Annotated in this window: 24 protein-coding genes and 1 tRNA gene; 18 read left to right on the forward strand and 7 right to left on the reverse strand. The window is 63.4% G+C overall.

The window, feature by feature from the left end; translation table 11 throughout:
* Positions 1–357 precede the first annotated feature (357 nt).
* The 4 genes from rlmN to GGQ67_RS09435 all read left to right on the forward strand — a co-directional run bounded on the left by rlmN (position 358) and on the right by GGQ67_RS09435 (position 4,699).
* Positions 358–1,593, forward strand: a complete 1,236-nt coding sequence (gene rlmN / locus GGQ67_RS09420; RefSeq protein WP_183899903.1) for a dual-specificity RNA methyltransferase RlmN — start codon at positions 358–360, stop codon at positions 1,591–1,593.
* 119 nt (positions 1,594–1,712) lie between these two features.
* Entirely contained in the window at positions 1,713–2,669 is a 957-nt protein-coding gene (locus GGQ67_RS09425; protein WP_183899904.1) for an ABC transporter substrate-binding protein, read from the forward strand.
* Positions 2,670–3,026: 357 nt separating this feature from the next.
* Positions 3,027–3,908 (forward strand): ABC transporter permease, encoded by an 882-nt coding sequence (locus GGQ67_RS09430; protein ID WP_183899905.1) that lies wholly within the window; start codon positions 3,027–3,029, stop codon positions 3,906–3,908.
* Complete coding sequence (locus GGQ67_RS09435) at positions 3,905–4,699, forward strand: ABC transporter ATP-binding protein (protein WP_183899906.1); 795 nt, start codon at positions 3,905–3,907, stop codon at positions 4,697–4,699. The genes GGQ67_RS09430 and GGQ67_RS09435 overlap by 4 nt, the downstream gene beginning before the upstream one ends.
* Before the next feature lie 12 nt (positions 4,700–4,711).
* Here GGQ67_RS09435 and GGQ67_RS09440 read toward each other — a convergent pair whose 3' ends face one another.
* A complete protein-coding gene (locus tag GGQ67_RS09440; RefSeq protein WP_183899907.1) occupies positions 4,712–5,362 on the reverse strand; it encodes a LysE family translocator in 651 nt (216 codons plus the stop codon).
* A 98-nt stretch (positions 5,363–5,460) separates the two neighbouring features.
* A complete protein-coding gene (locus GGQ67_RS09445) occupies positions 5,461–6,312 on the reverse strand; it encodes an SDR family NAD(P)-dependent oxidoreductase (RefSeq protein WP_183899908.1) in 852 nt (283 codons plus the stop codon).
* A 97-nt stretch (positions 6,313–6,409) separates the two neighbouring features.
* On the opposite strand from GGQ67_RS09445, the gene GGQ67_RS09450 reads away from it, so the two are divergent.
* The 8 genes from GGQ67_RS09450 to GGQ67_RS09485 all read left to right on the forward strand — a co-directional run bounded on the left by GGQ67_RS09450 (position 6,410) and on the right by GGQ67_RS09485 (position 14,073).
* Positions 6,410–6,652: a type II toxin-antitoxin system ParD family antitoxin gene (locus GGQ67_RS09450; RefSeq protein ID WP_183899909.1), complete on the forward strand. Its 243-nt coding sequence runs from the start codon at positions 6,410–6,412 to the stop codon at positions 6,650–6,652.
* Between the two features lie 10 nt (positions 6,653–6,662).
* Entirely contained in the window at positions 6,663–6,905 is a 243-nt protein-coding gene (locus GGQ67_RS09455; RefSeq protein ID WP_183899910.1) for a type II toxin-antitoxin system ParD family antitoxin, read from the forward strand.
* A 212-nt stretch (positions 6,906–7,117) separates the two neighbouring features.
* A complete protein-coding gene (locus GGQ67_RS09460) occupies positions 7,118–8,341 on the forward strand; it encodes an argininosuccinate synthase (RefSeq protein ID WP_183899911.1) in 1,224 nt (407 codons plus the stop codon).
* A 583-nt stretch (positions 8,342–8,924) separates the two neighbouring features.
* Positions 8,925–9,836 carry a diaminopimelate epimerase gene (gene dapF / locus GGQ67_RS09465; RefSeq protein ID WP_183899912.1) on the forward strand — a complete coding sequence of 304 codons (912 nt, stop codon included), beginning with the start codon at positions 8,925–8,927 and terminating at the stop codon, positions 9,834–9,836.
* Positions 9,833–11,107: a tRNA (N(6)-L-threonylcarbamoyladenosine(37)-C(2))-methylthiotransferase MtaB gene (mtaB, locus tag GGQ67_RS09470; RefSeq protein WP_183899913.1), complete on the forward strand. Its 1,275-nt coding sequence runs from the start codon at positions 9,833–9,835 to the stop codon at positions 11,105–11,107. The genes dapF and mtaB overlap by 4 nt, the downstream gene beginning before the upstream one ends.
* A 15-nt stretch (positions 11,108–11,122) precedes the next feature.
* Positions 11,123–12,715, forward strand: coding sequence for a signal recognition particle-docking protein FtsY (gene ftsY / locus GGQ67_RS09475; protein WP_183899914.1), 1,593 nt, complete (start codon positions 11,123–11,125; stop codon positions 12,713–12,715).
* 129 nt (positions 12,716–12,844) lie between these two features.
* Positions 12,845–13,489 carry a septation protein A gene (locus tag GGQ67_RS09480; protein ID WP_183899915.1) on the forward strand — a complete coding sequence of 215 codons (645 nt, stop codon included), beginning with the start codon at positions 12,845–12,847 and terminating at the stop codon, positions 13,487–13,489.
* Entirely contained in the window at positions 13,486–14,073 is a 588-nt protein-coding gene (locus tag GGQ67_RS09485) for a DUF2585 domain-containing protein (RefSeq protein ID WP_183899916.1), read from the forward strand. Before GGQ67_RS09480 ends, GGQ67_RS09485 begins: the two co-directional genes overlap by 4 nt.
* A gap of 37 nt (positions 14,074–14,110) precedes the next feature.
* On the opposite strand, the gene GGQ67_RS09490 is transcribed toward GGQ67_RS09485, so the two are convergent.
* Positions 14,111–14,941: an aldo/keto reductase gene (locus GGQ67_RS09490; RefSeq protein ID WP_183899917.1), complete on the reverse strand. Its 831-nt coding sequence runs from the start codon at positions 14,939–14,941 to the stop codon at positions 14,111–14,113.
* 148 nt (positions 14,942–15,089) lie between these two features.
* The gene (locus tag GGQ67_RS09495) at positions 15,090–15,638 is read right to left on the reverse strand and encodes a L,D-transpeptidase family protein (RefSeq protein WP_210279591.1); all 549 of its coding nucleotides are present in this window, start codon (positions 15,636–15,638) and stop codon (positions 15,090–15,092) included.
* A gap of 145 nt (positions 15,639–15,783) precedes the next feature.
* Here GGQ67_RS09495 and GGQ67_RS09500 point away from each other — a divergent pair, with 145 nt between their 5' ends.
* Both GGQ67_RS09500 and GGQ67_RS09505 read left to right on the forward strand, forming a co-directional pair.
* A complete protein-coding gene (locus GGQ67_RS09500; RefSeq protein WP_183899918.1) occupies positions 15,784–16,467 on the forward strand; it encodes a response regulator transcription factor in 684 nt (227 codons plus the stop codon).
* 2 nt (positions 16,468–16,469) lie between these two features.
* Entirely contained in the window at positions 16,470–16,925 is a 456-nt protein-coding gene (locus tag GGQ67_RS09505) for a cyclic nucleotide-binding domain-containing protein (protein ID WP_183899919.1), read from the forward strand.
* Positions 16,926–16,941: 16 nt separating this feature from the next.
* Here GGQ67_RS09505 and GGQ67_RS09510 read toward each other — a convergent pair whose 3' ends face one another.
* Both GGQ67_RS09510 and GGQ67_RS09515 read right to left on the reverse strand, forming a co-directional pair.
* A complete protein-coding gene (locus GGQ67_RS09510) occupies positions 16,942–17,745 on the reverse strand; it encodes an exodeoxyribonuclease III (protein WP_183899920.1) in 804 nt (267 codons plus the stop codon).
* Between the two features lie 223 nt (positions 17,746–17,968).
* Positions 17,969–18,043 (reverse strand) — tRNA-Gly (locus tag GGQ67_RS09515).
* 263 nt (positions 18,044–18,306) lie between these two features.
* Between GGQ67_RS09515 and GGQ67_RS09520 the strand changes: the two genes are divergently transcribed.
* The 4 genes from GGQ67_RS09520 (at position 18,307) to GGQ67_RS09535 (ending at position 20,863) form a co-directional block, all read left to right on the forward strand.
* Positions 18,307–18,816: a prolyl-tRNA synthetase associated domain-containing protein gene (locus GGQ67_RS09520; protein WP_183899921.1), complete on the forward strand. Its 510-nt coding sequence runs from the start codon at positions 18,307–18,309 to the stop codon at positions 18,814–18,816.
* A gap of 53 nt (positions 18,817–18,869) precedes the next feature.
* Positions 18,870–19,859 (forward strand): thioredoxin, encoded by a 990-nt coding sequence (gene trxA / locus GGQ67_RS09525; protein ID WP_183899922.1) that lies wholly within the window; start codon positions 18,870–18,872, stop codon positions 19,857–19,859.
* A 133-nt stretch (positions 19,860–19,992) separates the two neighbouring features.
* Complete coding sequence (locus GGQ67_RS09530; RefSeq protein ID WP_183899923.1) at positions 19,993–20,664, forward strand: LON peptidase substrate-binding domain-containing protein; 672 nt, start codon at positions 19,993–19,995, stop codon at positions 20,662–20,664.
* Positions 20,665–20,674: 10 nt separating this feature from the next.
* Entirely contained in the window at positions 20,675–20,863 is a 189-nt protein-coding gene (locus tag GGQ67_RS09535; protein ID WP_018901898.1) for a Trm112 family protein, read from the forward strand.
* Between the two features lie 633 nt (positions 20,864–21,496).
* Here GGQ67_RS09535 and GGQ67_RS09540 read toward each other — a convergent pair.
* Positions 21,497–22,711: a ubiquinone biosynthesis hydroxylase gene (locus GGQ67_RS09540; protein ID WP_183899924.1), complete on the reverse strand. Its 1,215-nt coding sequence runs from the start codon at positions 22,709–22,711 to the stop codon at positions 21,497–21,499.
* Between the last annotated feature and the right edge of the window lie 30 nt (positions 22,712–22,741).

Below are 22,741 nucleotides of genomic sequence, written 5' to 3' on the forward strand. Positions count from 1 at the left end.
ACGGCTGAGAAGGTGACGATCCGACAACCAGCTGCCGGGCGGGTGGCCACCCGCCCGGCAGAAACAACTATCTCATATTTTGATCATCCAAGAAGGTGGCCCGAAGGGTCGGATGAGGGGGCCACGCGGCATACCGCTAAACGTCTATTCCCCCACACCCCATCCCCTTGCGCCGGCCTTCGTCGTTTCCATCTATAGTGACGGATGGCAAAAATGATGCTAAAGGCGCGCACAACAGCGGATGGATCGCGGCTCGGCCGCCAAGGTCCGCATTCACTTTCTGCCTTCATGCCCGTTCCGCCCGCCAGTCGTTGAGACTATCGGGAGGATCGCATGTTGAATTCGGGATTAGATGAAATGTCCGTCATGGATGCGATGACCGTTCTCAAGCCCGCGGGCAACCAGTCCGCGCGCGGCGAAGCCCTGCCGAAGCCCTCGCTGATCGGCCTCACCCGCGAGGAGATGGGACAGGCACTGCGCGAAAAGGGCGTGCCGGACAAGCAGATCAAGATGCGCGTGGCGCAGCTGTGGAACTGGATCTATGTGCGCGGGGTCTCCGACTTCGACCACATGGCCAATATCTCCAAGGACATGCGCGAGACGCTGAAGGCGCACTTCACCATCGCAAGGCCGGAGATCGTCGAGGAGCAGGTCTCCAACGACGGCACCCGCAAGTGGCTGCTGCGCTTTCCGGCGCGCGGCGCCGGTCGTCCCGTCGAGATCGAGGCGGTCTATATCCCCGAGGAAGGGCGCGGCACGCTCTGCATCTCCAGCCAGGTCGGCTGCACGCTCACCTGTTCCTTCTGTCACACCGGCACGCAGCGCCTGGTGCGCAACCTGACGGCGGAGGAAATCCTGTCGCAGCTCCTGCTCGCCCGCGACCGGCTGGGCGATTTCCCCGATCGCGAGGCGCCGCAGGGCACGATCATGCCGGCCGAGGGCCGCAAGGTTTCGAACATCGTGATGATGGGCATGGGCGAGCCTCTCTACAATTTCGACAGCGTCAAGCAGGCGCTCCTGATCGCCACCGACGGCGACGGACTTTCCCTGTCGAAAAGACGCGTCACGCTCTCGACCTCTGGTGTCGTTCCCGAAATCTTCCGCACCGGCGACGAGATCGGCGTCATGCTGGCGATCTCGCTGCATGCCGTGCGCGACGACCTGCGCGACATCCTGGTGCCGATCAACAAGAAGTATCCGCTGAAGGAGCTGATCGACGCCTGCCGCAAGTATCCGGGGCTGTCCAACGCCCGGCGCATCACCTTCGAATATGTGATGCTGAAGGACGTCAACGACAGCCTGGAAGACGCCAAGGGGCTGATCCAGTTGCTGAAGGGCGTGCCGGCGAAGATCAACCTCATTCCGTTCAACCCATGGCCGGGCACCAACTACCAGTGCTCCGACTGGGCGCAGATCGAGAAGTTCGCCGATTTCATCAACTCGGCCGGCTATGCCTCGCCGATCCGCACGCCGCGCGGCCGCGACATTCTCGCCGCCTGCGGCCAGCTGAAGTCGGAATCGGAGCGCATGCGCAAGACCGAGCGTCTGGCCTTCGAGGCGATGATGATCGCCAATCACGGCTCGGATGACTGATGTTTGCGTGATGGGTGCGCGAGTGATCAGCAAGTTTGATCCTCACAGCATCTTCTGATGATTGATTTCGGGGCCCGCTTTTCCTACAAGCGGCCCAAAATCATAGTTGGAGGATACCCATGCGTTCCGTACTGCTCGCCGCCGTGGCCGCGACACTTGCCCTTTCCCTTCCCGCGAAAGCCGAAGACGTGACCGTCGCCGTCACCGCGATCGTCGAACATCCGGCGCTCGACGCCGCCCGCAAGGGCGTTCTCGACGTGCTGACGGCATCAGGCTACAAGGAAGGCGAGAACCTCAAGTTCGTGTTCCAGTCGGCGCAGGGCAATCCCGCGACCGCCGCCCAGATCGCCCGCCAGTTCGCCGGCGACGGCCCCAACGTCATCGTGCCGATCTCGACCCCTTCGGCGCAGGCCGTGGTCTCGTCGACCCGCGACATCCCGGTCGTCTTCACCGCCGTCTCCGATCCGCTCGGCGCGCAGCTGGTCAAGAACATGGACAAGCCGGGCGGCAACGTCACCGGCCTCTCCGACATGTCGCCGGTTGCCGAGCATGTGGCGCTGATCAAGGAAATCCTGCCGAACGCCAAGACCATCGGCTACCTCTACAATTCGGGCGAAGCGAACTCGGTGTCGCTGCTCGCCGTGCTCAAGGTCGAGGCTGAAAAGGCAGGCCTCAAGGTCGTCGAATCCGCCGCCACCAAGTCCGCCGAAGTGCAGGGTGCCGCCCGCGCCCTCGTCGGCCGCGCCGACGCGATCTACGTGCCCACCGACAACACCATCATCTCGGCGCTCGAGGGTGCCGTGGCCGTCGCCGAAGAGGCCAAGCTGCCGCTCTTCACCGCCGATACGGATTCCGTTTCGCGCGGCTCGGTCGCCGCTCTCGGCTTCAACTACTACGACGTCGGCAAGCAGACCGGCGAGATCGTCGTTCGCATCCTGAAGGGCGAGAACCCCGGCGACATCCCGGTCAAGGTCGCCGCCGGCAGCGACCTCGTCATCAACAAGGGCGCCGCCGCCAAGATGGGCGTGACGTTGCCCGAGAGCGTGCTGAAGCGCGCGACGAAGACGATCGACTGAGGACATATTCTCCACCCTCATCCCTGTGCTCGTCACAGGGATCCAGCCAACCCAAGTCCTTGGGTTGAAAAGACTCTTCCGCATCGCAGACGCGATGCTGCTGGATCCCGGCACAAGGCCGGGATGAGGGGGATAACAGTTGCAGCCGCTCCCGTTTGCACGGGGGCGGCTGATCGCATAGAGATGAAGACCCCTCCCAACCCTCCCCACAAGGGGGAGGGCTTAACCTGGCCGAGCCCTCGACGCCCAATTGAGGCAATCGAGTGCCACGGGTCTTCTCCCCCCTTGTGGGGGAGATGGCCGGCAGGCCAGAGAGGGTCTTTGCCACGGAAAACAGCACAGGAAAGGGCAAAAGCCTTGAGTCAGATCGCATTCTGGGGAGCCGTGGAGCTGGGGCTGGTCTATGCCTTCGTCGCGCTCGGCGTTTACCTCGCATTCCGTGTGCTCGATTTTCCGGATCTGACCGTGGACGGCTCGTTTCCGCTCGGCGCCGCCGTCACCGCGGTGCTGATCATCGCGGGCGTGAACGCCTGGCTGGCGGCGCTGATCGCCATGGCGGCGGGGGCGGCGGCCGGCATGGTCACCGCCATGCTCAACGTCCGCTTCAAGATCCTCAACCTGCTCGCATCGATCCTGACGATGATCGCGCTGTTTTCCGTGAACCTGCGCGTCATGGGCAAGCCGAACGTCGCGCTGATCAATGCCGACACGATGATCAGCCCGTTCTTCGGCCTCGGCTTGCGCGATTTCTACGTGCGGCCACTCTTCGTAGGCGTGCTTGTCGTCGTCGCCGTCGTGGTCGTCTGGCGCTACCTTGAGAGCGATTCCGGTCTGGCGATGCGCGCCACCGGCGCCAATGCCCGCATGGCCCGCGCCCAGGGCGTCGATACCAACCGCCAGATCTATCTCGGCATGGCGATTTCCAACGCGCTGGTGGCGCTCGGCGGCGCGCTGTTCGCGCAGACCAACGGCTTCGCCGACGTGACCTCGGGTGTCGGCACCATCGTCGTCGGCCTTGCCGCCGTCATCATCGGCGAGACGCTGCTCGGCCGGCGCGGATTGCTGATCGCGCTGATCGGCTGCGTCATCGGCTCGATCCTCTACCGCATCGCCATCCAGCTGGCGCTGTCGAGCGACGTCATCGGCCTGCAGGCCTCCGACCTCAATTTCGTCACCGCGGCCCTGGTCACGGTGGCGCTCATCCTTCCCCGCCTTCGCCGCGGAGGTGCCTCGTCATGATCACGCTCAAGGATATCAAGGTCGTCTTCGGCAAGGGCACGCCGCTGCAGAAGCAGGCGCTATCAGGCGTCAGCCTGACGATCGAGGAAGGCTCGTTCGTCACCGTCATCGGCTCCAACGGCGCCGGCAAGTCGACATTGCTTGGCGTGCTCGCCGGCGATGTGCTGGCAAGCGAGGGACAGGTGATGATCGGCCACACCGACGTCACCCGCAAGCCGACGGCCGCGCGCGCCGGCCTCGTCGCCCGCGTCTTCCAGGACCCGCTGACGGGGAGCTGCGGCGCGCTGTCGATCGAGGAGAACCTGGCGCTGGCCGCACGGCGCGGCGAGCGGCGCGGGCTGACCTCGGCGCTCGGGCCACGTCGGCGCGAACATTTCCGCGAACGCATCGCCGAGCTCAATCTTGGGCTCGAAACCCGGATGAAGGACCGCATGGACCTGTTGTCCGGCGGCCAGCGGCAGGCGATCTCGCTTGTGATGGCGACGCTTGCCGGCTCCGAAGTGCTGTTGCTCGACGAGCATACGGCGGCTCTCGATCCAGGGATGGCCGAGTTCGTCATGGGGCTCACCGACCGCGTGGTCTCGGAGCGCAAGCTGACGACGCTGATGGTGACGCACTCGATGCGCCAGGCGCTGGATTACGGCCACCGCACGATCATGCTGCATGGCGGCGAGATCATGCTCGATGTGTCGGGCGACAGCCGCAAGGACCTGCAGGTCGAGGACCTGATCGACATGTTCCGCAAGATGCGCGGCCAGACGCTCGACGACGACGCGCTGCTGATCGGCTGATATCGTCCGATATCAGCGCGCCTGGGTGAAGAAGATCTTGGCCGCGAAGACGGAGAAGACGCCGGCGAAGGTGTAATCCATCCCGCGCAGCACCTTCCTGTTGTTCTGCAGCCAGGTCGCCAGCCAGTCGGAGGCGAGCACGACGAGCGCGTTCACCGGCATGCCGATGACGATAAAGAAGAAGCCGAGGAAGAGCAGCTTCTGCGTGACATCAGGATCACCTGACGTGACGAACTGCGGCAGGAAGGTCATGAAGAAGATGATGACCTTGGGGTTCAACAGGTTGACCCAGAAGCCGCTCGATATGTTCGACAAAGGCGTGCCTTTCGCGTCCTCGACCTTTTCGACCGAGAGCTTGGAGCCGTAGCGGATCGCCTGAACCGCCATCCAGAGCAGATAGGCGGCGCCGCCCGTCTTCAGGATCATGAAGGCCGTCGGCGAGGCGGTGATCAGCGCCGAGATGCCGAAGGCGACCAGCATGGTGTGGACGACGATGCCGAGGCTGGTGCCGAGCACGACATAGAGCGCCGGCTTCTTGCCCTGCGACAGCGCCCGGCTGATCGACAGCGTCATGTCAGGGCCGGGTGTCGCGGCCAAAAGCAGGCTCGCGGCGGAGAAGGTCAGAAGCGTCGGCAGGCTCGGCAGGCTCGGCAGAAAATCCATGGCACACTCTTGAAGCCGGATGTGAAAGCAATGTCTCATATCCGGCTTTCCAGGAATGCACCAATCAAACCTTCTAATAGGCCCGATCGCTTCAGCTCTTACTTGCCTTCGAGAAACGCCTTGAAGCGCTCGGCGTAATCGGGATGCCAGCGCGACAGCGGCGGGCGGTTCTCGATGATGTCGCCGATCGCCCAGGCCATGCGGCGCTCGTCGACCGGGCGGGCGACGTCGTTATCGGGGCAGAGGATGTAGAAGTCGCCCTTTTCGATGCTCTCGATCATGAAATCGACCGTCTGTTCCGGGGTCCAGGCGGCGGCGGGCTTGTCGGTACGGTCGCCCTTGGTAAGCCCGGTGAAGACGAAGCCGGGGATCAGCAGGTGGGCGGAGATTTTCCCGCCCTTGGTGTTGCGCAGCTCGTGTTCCAGCGCCTCGGTGAACACCTTCACACCTGACTTGGAGACGTTGTAGGCGGGGTTGCCGGGTGGCGTGGTGATGCCCTGCTTGGAACCGGTGTTGATGATCAGGCCCGGCTCACCATGGGCGAGCATGCCGGGGCCGAAAGTACGCGTGCCGTTGACGACGCCCATCAGGTTGACGCCCAGGATCGCGTCCCAACCGCTGTCGTCGCTGAAGATCGAGGTCTCCGGCCCGATGCCGGCATTGTTCATCAGCACATGCACCTTGCCGAAGCGCTGGACGACCTGCCGCTCGAGAGCCTGCAGCGCTGCCTTGTCGGAGACGTCGGTCTCGACCGCCATGACCCGGTCTTCGCCGGACATGGCCGCGACCGCCTTTGCCGCCTCAGCCAGCCGGTCGGCGCCGAGATCGGCGATGACGACGTTCATGCCTTGTGTCGCGAAGTGCTTGGCGGCCGCCAGGCCTATGCCAGAGGCGCCACCGGTGATGACGGCAACGTTGGAGGGCTTGATGATATCGGTGAGATCGGTCACGGCTTCAGCCTTTCGCCTGGGATTGTTCGCTCGCGGCCAGATATGGTAATCTCGAAGGGCAAGTCAAACCACGGGCAAGCGGATCGCGGGAGCCTTGATGACCAGGGTCATGTCGGTAACGATCGATGATCGCATGGAAGATTTCATCGAAGAGCAGCTCGGCGATGGCCGTTACGCCTCGGCGGGCGAAGTCATCGATCACGGCCTTCAGCTCTTGCGCGACCAGGCCGAGATCGAGGCGATCCGGGCAGCCATCATCGAGGGCGAGCAGTCAGGCGAGCCGGAGGAATTTGACGGCGAGGCATTCCTGAAAGAGGTGCATCGCAAATATATCCGCTAGGAGCTCCCGCATGGACAGGCTGGAAACGATCCGCCTCGACGCGCAGATGGAAGAGTTCATCGATACACAGTTGCGGGACGGCAATTACGGTTCCGTCGACGAGGTCGTCGATGCGGCATTGCGTGTGCTGCAGCACAAGGCCGAGCGTGATGCGATCGAGGCGGCGATCATCGAGGGTGAGGAATCCGGTGTTCCGCGCCCCTTCGATTTCGATGCTTTCATAAAGGCAAAACGCGTGCGACGCGCTCGATGATCAGGCAATTCGTCTCAGCGATCGCGCGGTCGGCGACCAACTCACCATCATCCGCATCCTGCATCGTCGCATGAACATCGCAAAGCACCTCTAGCGGCCCGGTTTCTCGACGTCCTTGCCCTTGCGTCCGGCGTCAATCTCGCTAAAAGTGCCCGGCGATACCGGGTCTTGCGGCTGGCCGCGACCCTCCTGGCACAACGGATCTCATCATCATGGCATCGCACAAAGACGTAAAGAAAGTCGTCCTCGCCTATTCCGGCGGTCTCGACACCTCGATCATCCTGAAGTGGCTGCAGACCGAGCTTAACGCCGAAGTCGTCACCTTCACGGCCGACCTCGGACAGGGCGAAGAGCTCGAGCCGGCGCGCAAGAAGGCCGAGATGCTTGGCATCAAGGAGATCTATATCGAGGACGTGCGCGAGGAATTCGTGCGCGATTTCGTCTTCCCGATGTTCCGCGCCAATGCCGTCTACGAAGGCGTCTACCTGCTCGGCACCTCGATCGCCCGCCCGCTGATCTCCAAGCACCTGATCGACATCGCCAGGAAGACCGGCGCCGACGCGATCGCCCATGGCGCCACCGGCAAGGGCAACGACCAGGTTCGCTTCGAGCTCTCGGCCTACGCGCTGAACCCGGACATCAAGATCATCGCTCCCTGGCGCGACTGGTCGTTCAAGTCGCGTACCGACCTGCTCGCCTTTGCCGAAGCCCACCAGATCCCGGTTGCCAAGGACAAGAAGGGCGAAGCGCCGTTCTCCGTCGACGCCAACCTGCTGCACTCCTCTTCCGAGGGCAAGGTTCTGGAAGATCCGGCCGTCGAGGCGCCCGAATACGTGCACATGCGCACGATCTCGCCGGAAGCCGCACCCGACAAGGCCACCATTATCAAGGTCGGCTTCGAGAAGGGTGATGCCGTCTCGATCAACGGCGTGCGCATGAGCCCGGCGACGCTGCTCGCCGCGCTCAACACTTACGGCCGCGACAATGGCATCGGCCGCCTGGACCTCGTCGAGAACCGCTATGTCGGCATGAAGTCGCGCGGCGTCTACGAGACCCCCGGCGGCACGATCCTGCTGTCGGCTCACCGTGCGATCGAGAGCATCACGCTCGACCGTGGTGCCGCCCACCTCAAGGACGAGATCATGCCGCGCTACGCCGAGCTGATCTATTACGGCTTCTGGTTCTCGCCGGAACGCGAAATGCTGCAGGCGCTGATCGACAAGAGCCAGGAGCATGTCGAGGGCGAAGTGACGCTGAAGCTCTACAAGGGCAACGTCATGGTCATCGGCCGCGAGAGCGACAAGTCGCTCTACTCCGACAAGCTGGTTACCTTCGAGGACGACCAGGGCGCCTACGACCAGAAGGACGCCGCCGGCTTCATCAAGCTCAACGCGCTGCGCCTGCGCACGCTGGCCAAGCGCAATCTGGTCAAGTGATCGACTGCTGATCTGGTTTCGAAAGGCCCGCCTCGCGCGGGCCTTTTTGTATTCGGATGCTGCTCTTGTATGGGGTGGACGGCGCGTACCACGAAACCCCGCGCGGAGCAAAGCTCGGCGACGGCGGCGGACCCAAAAACGGGAACGGGCAGGCGGCATTGTATGGGTGGTATGTGTGTCAGGCGGTCCGCCTGCCCGGCTGCTTCGAGGTTTCCGGGTCGTCCGGGCCGACAGGAGCGTCTCTCGGCCTTTCCTCGCCGGATGGATGTCGGGCCCCGACGGCCTTCGATCCACCTCTGACAACCATCACCAAACGCCGGATGCCAACCTTGGCGTTACCGGTTCGCGAACCCGGCTCCCTGTCCGATGACCTGGACAGTGTGTGGCGATCGCGGGCGACGGGGATGAAAAACTGTCGCGAATTTCGCTATGCTGCTGATAATGTCGCGATGTTTCTTGGCCACGGCGCGAAATTTTCCCCGTTGCGACGGGATGAAGGAAGCAGATGGACCGCGCGCCGCCCACTGGTAATTCCCGCGCATTTCCGCCATATACAGCCCGAACAGACATGGATCAGAGACAAATGAGCGCAACGGTCGAATTCGCGAAGATGAACGGGCTTGGCAACAAGATCCTGGTTGTCGACATGCGCGGGCGCACCGACAAGGTGACGCCTCAGGCCGCCATCGCGCTCAATGCCGATGCCGCGACTGCGTTCGACCAGATCATGGCGATCCATGATCCGAAGGCCGAGGGCACCGATGCCTGGATCGACATCTTGAACTGCGACGGCACCAAGGCGCAGGCCTGCGGCAACGGCACGCGCTGCGTGGTGCAGGCGCTTTCGGCCGAAACCGGCCAGAAGGTCTTCACCTTACAGACCGTTGCCGGCATCCTGAACGCCGCCGAACTCGCGGACGGGACCATCTCGGTCGACATGGGCAGACCGGTGTTTGAGTGGGACAAGATCCCGCTGGCTGAAGAGTTCTTCGATACCAGCCGCATCGAGCTGCAGATCGGCCCGATCGACAATCCGGTGCTGCATTCGCCTTCAGCCATGTCGATCGGCAATCCGCACGCGATCTTCTGGGTCGACAGGGATCCGATGAGCTTCGATCTGGAGCGCTTCGGGCCGCTGCTCGAAAACCATCCGATGTTTCCCGAGAAGGCCAACATCACGCTGGCGCAGGTGACGTCCGACGCAAGCCTGCGCACCCGCACCTGGGAACGCGGCGCCGGCCTGACGCTTGCCTGCGGTTCGGCCGCCTGTGCTGCCGGCGTTTCCGCCGCGCGCACCGGCCGCACAGGGCGCAAGGTCACCATCGACGTCGCAACCGCGCCGAGCCGGCAGCCGCTCACCATCGAATGGCGTGAGGACGACCACGTTGTCATGACCGGTCCCGCCGAATGGGAATGGTCGGGCACCGTCGATCCCGTGACCGGCGCCTGGCAGCGCGATGAGGCGGTCGAGGCTCCGGGGGCGGAAGCCAAGTGAGCGGGGTCGAGGTCATCACCTTCGGCTGTCGTCTGAATATCTACGAATCCGAAGTGATGCGGGCCGAGGCCGAGAAGGCCGGGCTCAACAACGCGATACTGGTCAACACCTGCGCGGTAACCGGCGAGGCCGTGCGCCAGGCGCGCCAGGCGATCCGCCGCGCGCGTCGCGACAATCCCGAAGCCCGCATCATCGTCACCGGCTGCGCCGCGCAAACCGAGAAGGAGACCTTCGCCGGGATGGCCGAGGTCGATGCGGTGCTCGGCAACGAAGAGAAGCTCGCAAGCGCCAATTACCGCGCGCTGCCGGATTTCGGCGTCTCGGCCGAAGAGAAGCTGCGCGTCAACGACATCATGAGCGTCAAGTCGACCGCGCCGCAGATGGTCAAGCACATCGACGGCCACGTGCGCGCCTTCATCCAGGTGCAGAACGGCTGCGACCACCGCTGCACCTTCTGCATCATCCCCTATGGCCGCGGCAATTCGCGCTCGGTGCCGATGGGGTCGGTGGTCGATCAGGCGCGCAAGCTCACCGAAAGCGGCTATCGCGAGATCGTGCTGACGGGCGTCGACGCCACCAGCTACGGCGCCGACCTGCCGGGCGAGCCGACACTCGGGCTGCTGGCGAAGACGCTTCTGAAGCAGGTGCCGGATATCCGGCGTCTCCGGCTATCGTCGATCGACAGCATCGAGGCGGACCGGCATCTCCTCGATCTCATCGCCGACGAAGCGCGCTTCATGCCGCATCTGCATCTGTCGCTGCAGCATGGCGACGACATGATCCTGAAGCGGATGAAGCGCCGGCACTCCAGCGCCGATGCGCTTGATTTCGTCAACGAGGTCAGAAGGCTGCGGCCGGAGATCTCGATCGGCGCCGACATGATCGCCGGTTTCCCGACCGAGACGGAAGCGATGTTCGACAACGCGGTGAGGCTCGCCGAGGACGCGCGGATCGCGCATCTGCACGTCTTCCCCTACAGCCCGCGACCGGGAACCCCGGCGGCACGGATGCCGCAGCTCGACCGGCGGCTCGTCAAGGAGCGGGCGGCGCGGCTGCGCGCCACTGGACATATGCTGCATCAGTCCCATCTCGACGGCATGGTGGGCACGCGGCAATGGCTGCTGGTGGAAAACAACGGACTGGCCCATACGGAAAACTTCACGCTTGTCGCGGCACCGGGGCTCAAGCCACGGGCGCTGGTCGAGGTCGATATCATCGGCCACGACGGCAAGCACCTCGACATGCAACTGACGGCCGCCGACGCGGCCTGACCTGACGGAATTCTCATGGCGTTCAGCTTCATCAAAAAGGTCTTCACCTTCGGCCCCGACAAGACGGCGGAAGAGCAGGCGCCGGATACCAAGACCCCCCCTGGCCTGCCGGCCATCCCCCCCACAGGTGGGGGGACGGACACGGGGCACGATCGTCGCCAACCATCCGACGACCTGCCTGTTGCCGCCGATCCGGCGCTGCCGGAGGAGATGGAGACGGCCGGTGGACCTTCGGCCGATCGTCAGGATGTCGCCGAGGACGAGGTGTCCGAGGATTTGCCGACGGCGCTGGCGACCGATGATGTCGGACTGGTGCCTTTGTCCCTGCTGGAGGCCGAGGCGGAGGCGGAGTCTGTTGAAAAGACCCCCCCTACCCTGCCGGGCATCCCCCCCACAGGTGGGGGGATTGAGCTGGAGCACGACCTTCGCCAGCCGGCTGACGACAGCGCGGATGGACCCGATGCCGACCTCGCCAAGAGCGAAGACGATATCGGGGCGCAAGACGCCGCCGCGAGTCTCCCCCCACCTGTGGGGGGGATGCCCGGCAGGGTAGGGGGGGAAGCCGCGGACGCCGACGCCCCCGAACCAACGCAGGTCAACACAGACACCCCCATCCTCCCCAAGGGCTTCTCCACCGCCGCCGCGACCCCCGAATCCGTCGCCATCGTGGCCCCGGCCAAGCTCAACTGGTTCCAGCGCCTGCGCGCCGGGCTGGCCCGCACCTCCTCGCAGCTGACAGGCCAGATCTCGGCGCTCTTCACCAAGCGCAAGCTCGACGACGACACGCTGCAGGATCTCGAGGACCTCCTGATCCAGGCCGATCTCGGCGTCGAGACGGCGCTGCGCGTCACCGATACGCTGGCGTCGGAACGCTACGGCAAGGACGTGTCGGGCGAGGATGTGAGCCGGATCATGGCGGCCGAGATCACCAAGGTGCTGAAGCCGGTCGCCAAGCCCCTGCAGCTCGATCTCAGCCACAAGCCGCATGTCATCCTGGTCGTCGGCGTCAACGGCACCGGCAAGACCACCACGATAGGCAAGCTCGCCGCCAAGCTCTCCGGCGCCGGACTGAAGGTGATGGTTGCTGCCGGCGATACGTTCCGCGCGGCGGCGATCGAGCAGCTGAAGATCTGGGCGGACCGCACCAAGTCGGAATTCGTCGGCACCAAGCTCGGCGCCGATGCGGCCGGGCTTGCCTATGATGCCTTCGAGCAGGCCAGGCAGAAGAAATGCGACGTGCTGATCATCGACACGGCCGGCCGCCTGCAGAACAAGACCGAGCTGATGGCCGAACTCGAGAAGATCGTGCGCGTGCTCGGCAAGCTCGACCCCGACGCGCCGCACACCGTGCTGCAGACGCTCGACGCGACCACCGGCCAGAATGCCCTGAGCCAGGTCGAGATCTTCCGCAACGTCGCCGGCGTCAACGGCCTGATCATGACCAAGCTCGACGGCACGGCGCGCGGCGGCATCCTCGTCGCCATCTCCGCCAAGCACAAGCTGCCGGTCTATTTCATCGGCGTCGGCGAAGGCGTGGACGATCTGGAGCCCTTCGAGGCCGAGGATTTCGCTCAGGCGATCGCGGGGCTGGGAGAGGCGCGGGGCTGATCGGCCCGATCAGCGCGGTGCCATTGCCGTCAATGGCGATTGATGCCACAGATATGCCCGCAACGGCGCGCAAGCGTCGCGGATCAAGACTAGACCCAAGACTACACCAGGGAACGGATTAGGGACCTCATGACGACCGAAAGCGATATCACCCCGTCGGCTGCCGACAAGCATCATCCGATGCTCAAGCTGGCGCTGGAGCTTGGGCCGTTGCTGATCTTCTTCTTCGCCAATCTGCGCGGCCCCTGGCTGGTCGAGAAGTTCCCCGTCCTGGCCTCGCTCGGCGGCCCCCTCTTCGTCGCCACGGCCCTGTTCATGGCGGCGACGGTGATCTCGCTCACCATCTCGAAGATCGTCCTCAAGCACCTGCCGGTCATGCCCTTCGTTTCGGGCGTCGTCGTTTTGATCTTCGGCTCGCTGTCGATCTATCTGCAGGACGAGACCTTCATCAAGATGAAGCCGACGATCATCAACGCGCTGTTCGGCCTGACGCTGCTCGCCGGGCTTCTGTTCGGCAAATCATTGCTCGGCTACGTCTTCAACGCCGCCTTCCAGCTCGACGCCGAGGGATGGCGCAAGCTGACGGTCCGCTGGGGCCTGTTCTTCCTGTTCCTCGCCGTTCTGAACGAGATCGTCTGGCGCAACTTCTCCGACGACACCTGGGTCGCCTTCAAGGTCTGGGGCACGATGCCGATCACCATCCTGTTCACGCTGGCGCAGATGCCGCTGATCATGAAGCACACGATCGCGCCCGAGGGAGAAGCCGGCCAGTGACGGCGCTCGGAGCGGCGGAGAGAGCCAGGAACCAGACCTTCTGGTTCATCGCCTGCCTGGCCGTTCTGCTGGCGCAGATCGTCGCCGAATATCTGATGGGGCGCACGCTGATCTGCACCTGCGGCTATGTCAAGCTGTGGGAGGGCACCGTCAATTCCAGCGGCAACTCGCAGCACATCTCCGACTGGTACACGCCGTCGCACATCATCCACGGCTTCGTGTTCTACGGCCTGGCGCATCTCGTGCTGCGCGGCAAGCCGATCGCGATGAAACTGCTCCTGGCGGTGGTGATCGAATCCGGCTGGGAGCTTCTGGAGAACTCGCCCATCATCATCGACCGCTATCGCACCGCAACGATCTCGCTCGACTATTACGGCGACAGCATCCTGAACTCCGCGATGGACACCGTGTTCATGGCGCTCGGCTTCTTCTTCGCCTGGCGTGCGCCGGTCTGGCTGACGGTGACGCTCGCCATCTTCTTCGAGCTCTTCACCGGATACATGATCCGCGACAACCTGACGCTCAACGTGCTGATGCTGGTCTGGCCGCTGGAGGCGGTGAAGACGTGGCAGGGCGGGGCCTAGAGCTGCAAGCTCCAGGCCCAGACCTTAATTCAAATCCTTAGAACGTCGCCATCTTCGGGTCCGGCCCCATGCGCGCCGTGCTGCTGTCGAGCTTGGCGATCTCGGCCATGTCGTCGCCATCGAGCTTGAAGTCGAAGACCTGGAAGTTCTCGACGATGCGCGACGGCGTCACCGATTTCGGGATGACGACGAGGCCGCTGTCCATGTGCCAGCGGATGATCACCTGCGCCGGCGTCTTGCCGTGCTTCTGAGCGATCTTGGCGAGAACCGGGTGGGCGATCAGCTTGCCCTGGCCGAGCGGGCTCCAGGACTGCGTGGCGATGTTGAGCTTCTTGTGCGCCTCCTGCGCCACCTTCTGCTGGAAGTCGGGATGCAGCTCGATCTGGTTGATGACGGGCACGGCGCCGGTCTCCGAAACCAGCCGTTCGATATGCTCGGGGTAGAAGTTCGATACGCCGATCGATTTCGCCCGGCCCTCTTCGCGCAGCTTGATGAAGGCCTTCCACGTATCGACATAGGCGTCGCGGTTCGGCGCCGGCCAGTGGATGAGGTAGAGGTCGACGTAATCGGTGCCCAGTCGCTTCAGGCTGTTGTCGAACGCCTTCAGCGTCGTCTCGTAGCCCTGCTCCGAATTCCAGAGCTTGGTCGTGAGAAAGATGTCCTTGCGGTCGACGCCCGACGAGCGGATGCCCTCGCCGACGCCCTCCTCGTTTTCATAGACGGCGGCCGTATCGACATGGCGATAGCCGGCCTCGATGGCCGCGCGCACCGCGGGTGCCGCCATGTCGTTGGGCGTCTGCCAGACGCCGAGGCCGACCTGGGGAATGGAATGCCCGTCGTGAAACGTGATGATGGATTGCTGTGCCACAATAAATCTCCGCGAAAGCGATGAATGGAACGGGGCGTGTTGAACGGCGACCGTGCCGCCGTTTCCCGAAGCGCCTCTCAGCCCGGGCGCCGGTCGCATTGCATATAGGTCAGGCGGGCGGCGATATCACCCCTCGCCCGCGCCAGCTTCATAAAACCCTGACGACGGTACCCTTGCGCAGATGCGGCAATACCCGGTTCATGTCGCGCCGATGAATGGCGATGCAGCCCTCCGTCGGCTGGTAGCCGGGGCGGATCAGGTGGAAGAAGATCGCCGAGCCCCGGTTGCGGACGCGCGAGGTGACGTTCCAGTCCATGACCAGGCAGACGTCGTAGAGCCCGTCGTCGCGCTTCATCTTTTCGTGGCTTTTGCCAAACGGCGCCCTGACCAGCCTGTTGTAGTTGGCGTTTTCAGGCTGATCGCACCACAGCATGTCGGCACGGATCAGGCGAATCGGTAGCCGGGTTCGCAGGCCGGAGATTCTTTCGCCGCGCGCGAAGCCCGAAAGCAGCCGCATTTCGCCGATCGGCGTGGCGCCGTCGCCTTCACGCTTGCGTGTGGTGCGCCCCGAGCGACCAACAGCGGCGGGCACCGTGATTGTCCCGAATTGCAGCAAAGCCCGGCTTTTCTGCCCCGGTGACGGTCGAACGGTGATGATCCTTGGTTGTATAGACGGTTTCCGCCTTGTTTTTTCCATGTTTCTCACATGTTTTTGCAATTGCCGGGGCAGTGATTGAAATCATATAGCACCATATACGACAACAGCTTGGTATCCTGATCTTTGCCAACATCCTAAAGTTGGCGTAGGAGTAAGGGGACCAGATGGCGAGGGACATAGCCGCATGACAGCACGCACCATTTTGTTGGTGGATGATGACGACGACCTCCGCGAAACCCTCACGGAGCAGCTCGCGCTCTATGACGAGTTCACGGTTCTCCAGGAATCCACGGCTGCCAAGGGCGTCGAGCGCGCCCGCGCGACGGCCATCGATCTCCTGATCATGGATGTCGGCCTTCCCGATATGGATGGCCGCGAGGCGGTGAAGCTCTTGCGCAAGGGTGGCCTCAAGGCGCCGATCATCATGCTGACGGGCCATGACACCGATTCGGATACCATCCTCGGCCTCGAGGCCGGCGCCAACGACTACGTGACGAAGCCCTTCCGCTTCGCCGTGCTGCTTGCCCGCATCCGCGTGCAGCTGCGCCAGCACGAGCAGAGCGAGGACGCCACCTTCAGTGTCGGCCCCTATGTCTTCAAGCCGAGCCAGAAGCTTCTGACCACGGAAAACGGCCAGAAGATCCGCCTCACGGAAAAGGAAGCGGCGATCATCCGCTATCTCTACCGCGCCGAACAGAAGGTCGTGACCCGCGACGTGCTGCTCGAGGAAGTCTGGGGCTACAATTCCGGCGTCACCACCCATACGCTCGAAACCCACGTCTACCGCCTGCGCCAGAAGATCGAGCGCGATCCGTCGAACGCCGAGATCCTGGTCACGGAAAACGGCGGCTACAAGATCGTACCGTAGCCATGGCACTGAATGACGATATCCAGCTGCTGGCGCAGCTTCCGCTTTTCAACGGAATGTCGGAGGATCAGCTGCGGCTGATCGCCTTCGGCGCGGATCGGCGCGTGATCTCCAACGGGCAGATGCTTTTTCGCGAAAGCTCTCCCGCCGACAGTGCCTACGTCATCGTCAGCGGCAGCGTCGAATTGAGCCAGACCGGACGCGACAACAAGCCTGAGGTTCAGGCGGTGGTCGGGTCCGGCACGCTTCTCTCGGAGCTTGCGCTCGTCACGCTGGTCGAGCGCAAGTTCACGGCGATCGCCCGCGAGGACACGGCGATCATCCGCGTCACCCGCGCGCTGTTTCATAGGCTGATCGAGGAATATCCGGACGCGGCGCTTCTGATCCAGCAGCGCATCCGCGACAATATCGCAGCCCTGGCGGCCAAGGCCGCCGCCGAGCTTCACCGCTTCGCCTGAGGCTCTTTTTCTACGTTTAAAGATCGAAATGCGCCGTCACCGGCACATGGTCGGACGGCCGGTCCCATCCGCGCGCCTCTTTCAGGATCTCGACGCGCTGCAGATGCGGCCCGAGGTCACGCGACGACCAGATATGGTCGAGACGCCGGCCGCGATCGGCTGCTTCCCAATCCTTGGCGCGGTAGCTCCACCATGTATAGAGCTTCTGCGTCTCCGGCACGTTCTGGCGCATCAGGTCCAGCCACTGGCCGCGCTTCATGACATCAAGCAGCCCCTCGGTCTCCACGGGCGTGTGGCTGACGATCTTCAACAGCTGCTTGTGCGACCAGACGTCGTGTTCCATTGGCGCGATATTGAGATCGCCCACCAGGATCGCCGAGGTATTGGCTTCGCCGTCGGCCTTGAGCAGCTTCATCTCCTCGATGAAATCGAGCTTGTGGCCGAATTTCGGATTGATCGTCCGATCCGGCTCGTCGCCACCGGCCGGCACATAGAAATTGTGGATGCGGATGCGCTTTCCCCCGCGCTCGAACACCGCCGAAATATGCCTGGAATCGCCCACCTTGCAGTAATCCTGACGATGGTCCTCGGTGAGCGGAAAGCGCGAGGCGATCGCCACCCCGTGATAGCCCTTCTGGCCATGGATGATCACATGCTCGTAGCCCATCGCCTTCAGCGGCGCCAAGGGAAACAGCTCGTTCGGCACCTTGGTTTCCTGCAGGCAGATGATATCGGGGCGATGCTTGAGGACGAGCTGCTCGACGATCGGCATGCGCAGCCGGACCGAATTGATGTTCCAGGTGGTGATCGAGAAGCCCATTGCGCTGCCTTTTCCAGTTCCGTTCGACTGGCTTTAGAGCAAAGGCCGCATGGATGGAACGGACGCGCGTGAAGAAAATGGGGGGAGAGGCGCGCCGTTCCGGGAGACAGGCCTGGCGCTTCCGGGATCGCTATCCAGGAGGATAGCCGGCTTGCACGGCTAGCTCGGTCGATACGATCGCCGGGCGATCACATTCTAATTATATCAACTGGTTGGGAAGATTTGGAGCGGGCGAAGGGGTTCGAACCCTCGACCCCAACCTTGGCAAGGTTGTGCTCTACCACTGAGCTACACCCGCTCATAATCCCGACGGCCTGTGGTAGTTTGGAGGACCGTGGGCGCCACCTTGCGGCGACGGGCGCTATATCGCCCAAACGATTTTCAAATGCAACAGGGAAATGACGGAAAGGCGAAGAAAAATTTGAAAAGCTTTTCCCGCCCCACCTAAAATGCCGCAAATGCAGGGAAAAGCGGCGAACAGGCACGTTGCAAAAAACCGGAGGGAGACGTAATCAGGGGCGCCCTACCTTATGCGCCCCAATGCTAATGCTGGAACGAGCCATGACCGAGAAGACGCCGAAGACCGCAGCCGAACTCTACGCCTTTCTCGACGGGCTCGGCATCAGGCACAGCACCAAGACGCATGCGCCGGTCTTCACCGTGGCCGAATCGGTGGCGCTGCGCGACGAGATTCCCGGCGGCCACACGAAGAACCTGTTCGTGAAGGACAAGAAGGACCAGTTCTTCCTGCTCACCGTCGAGGAGAATGCCTCGGTCGACCTGAAGACGGTGCATACGCTGATCGGCGCCGCCAGCAAGGTGTCGTTCGGCAAGCCGGAAAAGCTGATGGAATATCTCGGCGTCATTCCAGGCGCGGTGACCGCCTTCGGCGCCATCAACGATTCCGATCACAAGGTCACATTCGTTCTTGATGCCGATCTGATGAAGGACGAGATTATCAATTGCCATCCGCTGTCCAACGACGCGACGACGTCGATCGCAAGCGCCGACCTCGTGCGCTTCATGGAAGCGACCGGTCATACGCCGCTTGTCTTGAAAGTGACGTCCTGACATACGATTTTAACGCTAGAAAAGCCGGCTGACCGGCGCGGCGGGAGATATTCATGAGCGGCAACGACAACCCCTACAGCAATTCCTTCGGCCAGATGTCGGCAACGGCGAGCTATGGCGGCGCGCCCGCGGCACCCGCCCAGGCAGCGGCGCCAGTGGCAGCCGGCGGCTACATCAAGGATACGACGACGGCGACCTTCGGCAAGGACGTCATCGAGGAGTCGCGCAATCAGCCGGTGCTCGTCGATTTCTGGGCGCCCTGGTGCGGCCCGTGCAAGCAGCTGACACCCGTGATCGAAAAGGTGGTCAACGAGGCCCAGGGCCGCGTCAAGCTCGTGAAGATGAACATCGACGACCATCCCTCGATCGCCGGCCAGCTCGGCATCCAGTCGATCCCCGCTGTCATCGCCTTTGTCGGCGGCCGTCCGGCCGATGGCTTCATGGGCGCGGTGCCCGAAAGCCAGATCCGTGAATTCATCGATCGCGTGGCCGGTCCCGCCGGTGCCGACCAGGCCGCCGAGATCGAGGCCGTGCTCGTCGAGGCCGACGGCCTGCTCGCCAATGGCGACGTCAATGGCGCGGCACAGCTCTACGGCGCCGTCATGCAGGCCGATCCGGAGAATGCCAGGGCGCTGGCCGGCATGGCGCAGTGCATGATCGCCGCCAACCAGCACGAGCGCGCGCGCGAGGTGCTGAGCGAGCTGCCGGAGACGATGGCGGCCGATCCTGCGATCCAGGCGGTGGTGAAGAAGCTCGAGCAGATCGAGGAAGCCCGCAAGCTCGGCGACCCCGTGGCGCTGGAAGATACGCTCGCCGCCAACCCCGACGATCACGAGGCGCGCATCAAGCTCGCCAAGATCCGCAATGTCGAGGGCGCGCGCGAGGAAGCGGCCGATCACCTGCTTTATATCATGCGCAAGGACCGGACCTTCGACGACGACGGCGCGCGCCGTCAGCTGTTGCAGTTCTTCGAGGTCTGGGGCTTCAAGGACCCGGCCAGCGTTTCGGGACGGCGCAAGCTTTCGGCTCTGCTGTTCTCGTAAGGCACGCGGGCGCGCGCGACATTTCGCCCCGCGCTTTGCCGCCGCCTGCCCTTGCGTTTTCGGCGACGTACCCCACATTCCCTTGGATGCGGGCGCGTGATTTAGGCCCGCCGATTATGCGGGACGAGTGCCGATGCAAGTGGGCAATGCACGATATCTGAAGAGCGGCGATGTGCCCGACACGATCGCCGTCTTCCCCTTGACCGGTGCGCTGCTGCTTCCCACCGGCCAGCTCCCTCTCAACATCTTCGAGCCGCGCTATCTCGCCATGTTCGATGCCGCGATCGCAGGCAACCGCCTCATCGGCATGGTGCAGCCGGCGCTCGGCGACAGCGACGAGAAGCACAGCGAAGCCAATCTCAGCGCCGTCGGCTGCGTCGGTCGCATAACCTCCTTCGCCGAGACCGGCGATGGCCGCTACATCGTATCGCTGACGGGCGTCTGCCGCTTCCGGCTGCTCGACGAGAAGGAGACGCACCAGCCCTACCGCACCTTCCGCATCGCGCCGTTCATCTCCGATTTTTCGGCGCGCAACGAGGAGGACGCGGTCGACCGCGCAGCCCTTCTCGCCGCCTTCAAGGCCTATCTCGAGGCCAACAAGCTGGAGGCGGACTGGGAAAGCGTGGAGCGCGCCAGCAACATGACGCTGGTCAATTCGCTGGCGATGATGTCGCCCTTCGGCCCGGCGGAAAAGCAGGCGCTGCTGGAGGCGCCCGACCTCAAGACACGGGCGGAAACGCTGATCGCGATCACCGAGATCGTGCTTGCCCGGGTCTTCGGTGACTCGGACACGATTTTGCAGTAGAAGCGGTCGCATGGACGAAAAACTGAGCCGCGTCGATCCCAAGCTTCTGGAACTGATGGTCTGCCCACTGACCAAGGGGCGACTGACCTATGACCGCGAGCACAACGAGCTCGTCTCCGAAAAGGCAAAGCTAGCCTACCCGATCCGCGACGGCATTCCGATCATGCTGGTCTCGGAAGCGCGCGAGATCGAGGAATAGATCAAGCCCGTTTTCTTTCTGATAAATTCTGTTGCTTCCGCAAACCAGCGTTGCAATTATGCACGCCTAAGCAATCCGGGCTTTTTCCATGGGCGACAGTGAAGAAACATCGAGCACCAGACGGCTCGAGCCAGATTTGGTGGAAATAGAATCGACGAAGTTCCTCGCGAACTTCATAGACCGAGCGGCAACCGCGCTTCTGGTCGGTGGCGTGATAACGCCGTTCTTTACGTCGGCCGGGCTTGAGCTATTGCCGAGCGTAGGGAATCCAGCATCCACCGCGGGCGTTTGGATCTTCTGCGCTATTGTGCTACATTTAGTCGGTCATGCCACTCTTTCGAGATTGAGACGCCAACCATGACGGACAGCCTCTACTGGTCGTTCTATCTCGTGCCGCTCGGCGTTACAGCGGCATGTCTTCTTCTTTATGCCGGGCACGGCCTTTACCTTGGCTACCGCAGGCGGCTTAGAGTGGCCCGAGCGTCCGGCAGCGCTCCGCTTGATTCCAGTCGCATCAAGGCAGTCATTCCCACTCGCGAAGATTGGGGATGGTTTCCCGCGTTCGCAACGGCTTGGATTTTGATCGGCATATTTGTTTTCGCCACCAGACCACCGCTAGCCTGACGCTACGTCCTAAATTCGCTCACCCGCCAGCAGGCGCGGGTTGCCCGCCGCCGTCGTGCCGGCGGCCTGGTCGATGAAGTAGGATTTGAGGCCCGGCAGGCGGTCGACGAGGCCGAGGCCGAAGTCGCGGGCGATGCGGATCGGCGCGAGATCGTTGGAAAACAGCCGGTTCAGCACATCCGTCGTCACACCCATGCGGAAAGTGTCGAAGCGGCGCCAGGCCTGGTAGCGCTCGAGAATGTTGATCGAGCCGATATCGAGCCCGAGACGATCGGCCTCGACGATGGTTTCGGCAAGGGCCGCCACATCCTTGAAGCCGAGATTGAGGCCCTGGCCGGAGATCGGGTGGATGCCGTGGGCGGCGTCGCCTGCCAGCGCCAGGCGCGGCGCGACGAAGGCGCGCGCCAGCGTCAGGCCGAGCGGGAAGGCGCGCTTGTCGCCCACCACCTTCAGCGCGCCGAGCTTGTGGCCGAAGCGGCGCTCCAGTTCTTCCTCGAAAATCAGGTCGTCGGAGCGCACCAGCCGGTCGGCGTCAGCCGTCGTTTCCGTCCAGACCAGCGAGGAGCGGTTATCCTTCAGCGGCAGGATGGCGAAGGGGCCCGACGGCAGGAAATGCTCCTCGGCGCAGCCATTGTGCGGGCGCTCGTGTTCGACGGTGGTGACGATGCCGGACTGGCCGTATTCCCAGTGCACCGTCTTGATGCCGGCCAGATCGCGCAGGTGCGAGCGCACGCCGTCGCAGGCGACGACCAGTCTGGTCTCGATCGTGCTGCCGTCGGAGAGCGTGATCTCGGCGTGGGTGTCGAGCGTCTTCAGGCCGGTGGCGCTAAGGCCGTGGGTGATCTCGATGCCGAGCCGTTCGCAGGCGCCGCGCAGCGCGCCGACCATGGCGACGTTCGGGATCATGTGGGCGAAGGGCTTGCCGTCCTCGACCTCGCCGTCGAAGGTGAGAAACACGGGGCGGACGGGATCGGAGGTCTTGGAATCGGTGACGATCATCTTGGTGATCGGCTGCGCCGTCGGCTCGATCTCGTTCCAGATGCCGAAAACGTCGAGCATCTTGGTGGCGGCGGCGATGATGGCGGACGCGCGCGGGTCCTTGCGCCAGACGTGCTCGGGGGCTGCTTCGACCACCGCGACGTCGAGATGCGGCGCCGCCTGCTTGACCGCGACAGCCATGGACAGCCCGACATAACCCCCGCCAACCACAAGCATGTCACGCATAACGCCCGTCCCGTTCTTTTAGAATATCCT

The sequence above is a fragment of the Rhizobium metallidurans genome, assembly GCF_014196505.1.
In the GTDB taxonomy this organism is placed as follows: Bacteria; Pseudomonadota; Alphaproteobacteria; order Rhizobiales; family Rhizobiaceae; genus Rhizobium; species Rhizobium metallidurans.

What these genes read in the sequence shown, in the direction of transcription:
- GGQ67_RS09520 (WP_183899921.1), top strand. Translation starts at nt 18,307, where the DNA reads ATGACCGAGAAGACGCCGAAGACCGCAGCCGAACTCTACGCCTTTCTC.
- GGQ67_RS09435 (WP_183899906.1), top strand. Translation starts at nt 3,905, where the DNA reads ATGATCACGCTCAAGGATATCAAGGTCGTCTTCGGCAAGGGCACGCCG.
- GGQ67_RS09540 (WP_183899924.1), bottom strand. Translation starts at nt 22,711, where the DNA reads ATGCGTGACATGCTTGTGGTTGGCGGGGGTTATGTCGGGCTGTCCATG.
- GGQ67_RS09535 (WP_018901898.1), top strand. Translation starts at nt 20,675, where the DNA reads ATGGACGAAAAACTGAGCCGCGTCGATCCCAAGCTTCTGGAACTGATG.
- GGQ67_RS09460 (WP_183899911.1), top strand. Translation starts at nt 7,118, where the DNA reads ATGGCATCGCACAAAGACGTAAAGAAAGTCGTCCTCGCCTATTCCGGC.
- GGQ67_RS09480 (WP_183899915.1), top strand. Translation starts at nt 12,845, where the DNA reads ATGACGACCGAAAGCGATATCACCCCGTCGGCTGCCGACAAGCATCAT.
- GGQ67_RS09425 (WP_183899904.1), top strand. Translation starts at nt 1,713, where the DNA reads ATGCGTTCCGTACTGCTCGCCGCCGTGGCCGCGACACTTGCCCTTTCC.
- GGQ67_RS09495 (WP_210279591.1), bottom strand. Translation starts at nt 15,638, where the DNA reads ATGGAAAAAACAAGGCGGAAACCGTCTATACAACCAAGGATCATCACC.
- GGQ67_RS09440 (WP_183899907.1), bottom strand. Translation starts at nt 5,362, where the DNA reads ATGGATTTTCTGCCGAGCCTGCCGAGCCTGCCGACGCTTCTGACCTTC.
- dapF (WP_183899912.1), top strand. Translation starts at nt 8,925, where the DNA reads ATGAGCGCAACGGTCGAATTCGCGAAGATGAACGGGCTTGGCAACAAG.
- GGQ67_RS09450 (WP_183899909.1), top strand. Translation starts at nt 6,410, where the DNA reads ATGACCAGGGTCATGTCGGTAACGATCGATGATCGCATGGAAGATTTC.
- GGQ67_RS09530 (WP_183899923.1), top strand. Translation starts at nt 19,993, where the DNA reads ATGCAAGTGGGCAATGCACGATATCTGAAGAGCGGCGATGTGCCCGAC.
- GGQ67_RS09500 (WP_183899918.1), top strand. Translation starts at nt 15,784, where the DNA reads ATGACAGCACGCACCATTTTGTTGGTGGATGATGACGACGACCTCCGC.
- GGQ67_RS09510 (WP_183899920.1), bottom strand. Translation starts at nt 17,745, where the DNA reads ATGGGCTTCTCGATCACCACCTGGAACATCAATTCGGTCCGGCTGCGC.
- ftsY (WP_183899914.1), top strand. Translation starts at nt 11,123, where the DNA reads ATGGCGTTCAGCTTCATCAAAAAGGTCTTCACCTTCGGCCCCGACAAG.
- GGQ67_RS09455 (WP_183899910.1), top strand. Translation starts at nt 6,663, where the DNA reads ATGGACAGGCTGGAAACGATCCGCCTCGACGCGCAGATGGAAGAGTTC.
- trxA (WP_183899922.1), top strand. Translation starts at nt 18,870, where the DNA reads ATGAGCGGCAACGACAACCCCTACAGCAATTCCTTCGGCCAGATGTCG.
- rlmN (WP_183899903.1), top strand. Translation starts at nt 358, where the DNA reads ATGTCCGTCATGGATGCGATGACCGTTCTCAAGCCCGCGGGCAACCAG.
- GGQ67_RS09505 (WP_183899919.1), top strand. Translation starts at nt 16,470, where the DNA reads ATGGCACTGAATGACGATATCCAGCTGCTGGCGCAGCTTCCGCTTTTC.